The sequence below is a fragment of the Mycobacterium sp. TH-M82 genome (assembly GCF_057473605.1).
Map to the genome: position 1 here is coordinate 1 of NZ_JBYCKY010000207.1, position 3,132 is coordinate 3,132.

Annotated in this window: 2 protein-coding genes and 1 pseudogene; all 3 read right to left on the reverse strand. The window is 71.0% G+C overall.

Annotated elements, in window-relative coordinates:
• Positions 1-824: acetylglutamate kinase (gene argB / locus AC2VON_RS06105; protein ID WP_486952139.1), on the reverse strand; the 824-nt coding region annotated here is incomplete at its 3' end.
• Positions 821-2,056, reverse strand: a complete 1,236-nt coding sequence (gene argJ / locus AC2VON_RS06110) for a bifunctional glutamate N-acetyltransferase/amino-acid acetyltransferase ArgJ (RefSeq protein WP_486952140.1) — start codon at positions 2,054-2,056, stop codon at positions 821-823. The genes argJ and argB, both read right to left, overlap by 4 nt.
• Positions 2,011-3,070, reverse strand: a pseudogene (gene argC, locus AC2VON_RS06115) (N-acetyl-gamma-glutamyl-phosphate reductase). The gene argJ and the pseudogene argC overlap by 46 nt, the downstream one beginning before the upstream one ends.
• Between the last annotated feature and the right edge of the window lie 62 nt (positions 3,071-3,132).

Sequence of the window (3,132 nt, forward strand, 5' to 3'; positions counted from 1 at the left end):
CAGTGTTCGACCCGGCCGTCGATGATGTGGGCGCTGGGCACGCCACCGGTGACGGCCCGCAGACACGCCTCGACCTTGGGGATCATGCCCTCCTCCAGCGTGGGTAGCAGTTGCGCCAGTGTAGCGGTGTCGATTTCGCTGACCAGCGACTCTTTGTCCGGCCACCGCGTGTACAGGCCCTCGACATCGGTGAGCACCAAAAGCTTTTCGGCCCCCAGGGCTTCGGCCAGCGCTGCGGCGGCGGTGTCGGAGTTGATGTTGTGCACCACACCGTCCTCGTCGGGCGCCAGCGTCGACACCACCGGGATGCGGCGCGCTGCAATGAGATCCAGCAATGCGGCTGTGTTGACGTGGGCGACGTCTCCGACCAGGCCTATGTCGGTGGCCACGCCGTCGACGTTGACGCTGCGCCGGATCGCGGTGAACAGCTGGGCGTCCTCACCGGTCACGCCGACGGCATAGGGCCCGTGCGCGTTGACGAGGTTGACCAGCTCGCGCCCGACCTGACCGAACAACACCATGCGCGCCACGTCGAGCACTTCCGGTGTGGTGACGCGGAATCCGCCCTTGAAGTCGCCGGCGATGCCGAGGCGCCGCAGCATGGCCGTGATCTGGGGGCCGCCGCCGTGCACCACGACCGGGTGGATGCCGCAGTTGCGCAGGAACGCCATGTCCGCGGCGAAGGCGTGTTTGAGCGTGTCGTCGATCATGGCGTTGCCGCCGTATTTGACCACGACGATCTTGCCGTGCAACTGCTTGAGCCACGGCAGGGCCTCGGCCAGCACCTCGGCCTTGAGCTGCGTGGGCAGGGTGTCGACGTTCACGAGCTGTAGGCCGAGTTCTCTTCGACGTAGGCGTGCGAGAGGTCGGTGGTGCGGACGGCGGCCCGCCCGTCGCCGACCGCGAGGTCGACGGTGACGTCGATGTCGGTGACCGACAGGTCCACCTCGCGCGCGCCGGGCACCCCGACGCTGTCGACGCACACCGCGGAACCGTTGAACGACACGGCGATCCGGTCGGGGTCCAGGTGGACCGGCGCCATGCCGACGGCCGCCAGCACCCGGCCCCAGTTGGGGTCGGACCCGAACAGCGCGGTCTTGACCAGGCTGTCGCGGGCGACCAGGCGCGCGACGGTCAGCGCGTCGTCGTCGGAGACGGCCCCGGTGACGGTGACCACGACGCGTTTGGTGACACCCTCGGCGTCGGCCTGCAGCTGCGCGCACAGGTCGTCGCAGGCCCGCAGCACGGCTTCGTCGAGATCGGCCTGAGGCGGGGCGATTCCGCTGGCCCCCGAGGCCAGCAGCAGCACGGTGTCGTTGGTGGAGCAGCTGCCGTCGACGTCGAGCCGGTCGAAGGTGCGCGCGGTGGCCCGGCGCAGCGCGGTGTCCAGGGCAGCCGGTTCGACGGCGGCGTCGGTGGTGAGCACGCACAGCATGGTGGCCAGCGACGGGGCGAGCATGCCCGCCCCCTTGGCCATCCCGCCGACCGTCCAGGCGTCGGGGTGATGCACCGCAACCTGTTTGGCGACCTTGTCGGTGGTCATGATGGCCTGGGCGGCCTCGTCGCCTCCGGACAGGCCGCCGGCCATCTCGCGCACGATGTCGCGGGCCCCTGCGAGCACCCTGTCCATCGGCAACCGGTCGCCGATCAGGCCGGTGGAGCAGACCGCGACCTCGATGGCCCCGGTCTCGGTCCCCCATTCCGACAACGCGGCCGCGACGGCCTCCGCCGTGGCGTGGGTGTCCTGGAAGCCTCCCGGCCCGGTGCAGGCGTTGGCGCCGCCGGAGTTGAGGATGACCGCACGCAGCCGGCCGGTGGTGAGCACCTGCTGGCTCCACAGCACCGGCGCGGCCTTGACCTTGTTGGAGGTGAAGACACCGGCGGCGGCATAGTCGGGCCCCTCGTTGAAGACCAGCGCGAGGTCGCGGGCCCCGGACGCCTTGATACCGGCGGCGATGCCGGCGGCCCGGAATCCGGCCGGGGCGGTCACGCCCTGCTCGCGCAGCAACCTCACGGCGCCACCCCGACCACCGAAAGGCCCTGGGTCTCCGGCCAGCCCAGCGCCAGGTTCATCGACTGCACCGCGGCACCGCCGGTGCCCTTGACCAGGTTGTCGATCGCGGCGATCGCCACGAAGGTCTCGGCGGCCTCGTCGACGGCCACGGCGACGTGGGCCGCGTTGCTGCCGATGACCGCACCGGTGCGCGGCAGCTGCCCCTCGGGCATCACGTAGATGAAAGGCTCCGTCTGGTAGGCCTTTTCGTAGGCGGCCCGCAGCTGGGACAGCGGGGATCGAGTGCGCGCCGTGCAGGTCGCCAAAATCCCGCGGGAGGTGGGGATCAGCACCGGGGTGAACGACACCGTGACGTCGCGGTCGGCGACCGCGCCCAACCCCTGGGCGATCTCGGGGGTGTGCCGGTGGGCTCCGGCGATGTTGTAGGCCCGCGCCGACCCGATGACCTCCGAGCCGAGCAGGTCCGTCTTGGCGGCACGACCGGCGCCCGACGTGCCGCTGACGGCCACGACGGTGACGGCGGGCTCGATCAGGCCCTCGGCGACCGCCGGCCACAGCGCCAGCAGCGCCGCGGTCGGGTAACAGCCCGGGACGGCGATGCGGCGCGCGCCGCGCAGCCGTTCGCGCCCACCGGGAAGCTCCGGCAGGCCGTATGGCCAGCTGCCGGCGTGGGGGGATCCGTAGAAGCGCTCCCAGGCGGCGGCGTCGGTGAGCCGGAAGTCCGCGCCGCAGTCGACGATCAGGGTTTGGGGGCTCAGCTCTTCGGCCAGCGCCGCCGAATGCCCGTGCGGCAGCGCCAAAAACACCACGTCGTGGCCGGCGAGGACGGAAAGGTCGGTGGGCTCGACCACGCGCTGGGCCAAGGGCGTCAGGTGCGGGTGGTGCTCACCGAGGGTGCTGCCGGCGCTGGCCGCCGCCGTCACAGCGCCGATGGAAAGCCGGCCGTCGCCGTAGGCCGGGTGCCCGAGTAGCAGCCTGAGGATCTCTCCGCCCGCGTAGCCGGTCGCCCCTGCGACGGCGACCCTGATCACGTCGGCCATTTCGACGATTCTGCATGGTTATGCAGCACTTTGCAAATCCATTCTGGCGCTCCGAAATGTGGCCCTGACACGAAGTGG